Genomic DNA, 594 nt, shown 5'->3' with positions numbered 1-594 from the left:
TCCCGTCCAGAAGGGAGGTCAGCTCCTCCTGGATGGCCTCGACGTGGGCGGAGTGCGAGGCGTAGTCCACGTCGACCTTGCGGGCCCGGACCTCGTTGCTCTGGCAGTGGGCCAGGAACTCGTCGAGGGCGTCGACGTCGCCGGAGACCACGGTGGAGGTGGGGCCGTTGACGGCGGCGACGGATATCCGGCCGTCCCACGCGGCGATGGTGCCGCGGACGGCGTCGGCCGCCTGGGCGACCGAGACCATGCCGCCGAGTCCGGCGAGGGCGGTGATGGCGCGGGACCGCAGGGCGACGACCTTCGCCGCGTCCTGCAGCGACAGGATCCCGGCGACCGCGGCGGCGGCGATCTCGCCCTGCGAGTGGCCGATCACGGCGGCCGGCTGGACGCCGTGGGAGCGCCAGAGTTCGGCGAGGGAGACCATGACGGCCCACAGGACCGGCTGGACCACGTCCACCCGCTCCAGGCCCTCGCCGGAGCGCACCACGTCAAGCAGGGACCAGTCGGTGTGCGGGGCGAGCGCGGCCGCGCACTCCGCCATCCGCGCCGCGAACACCGGCGAGGAGTCGAGCAGCTCGACGGCCATGCCCA

Annotated in this window: 1 protein-coding gene; it reads right to left on the bottom strand. The window is 73.9% G+C overall.

Annotated features, from left to right (window positions below):
* Nucleotides 1-594 (bottom strand): acyltransferase domain-containing protein (locus HW445_RS32650; protein ID WP_180224348.1); only part of this gene is annotated, 594 nt, incomplete at both ends.

Source organism: Streptomyces sp. UH6, assembly GCF_013421635.1.
In the GTDB taxonomy this organism is placed as follows: domain Bacteria; phylum Actinomycetota; class Actinomycetes; order Streptomycetales; family Streptomycetaceae; genus Streptomyces; species Streptomyces abyssomicinicus.
The sequence above is the reverse complement of the archived record's forward strand: the minus strand, read 5'-3'. Positions and strand labels throughout refer to the sequence as shown.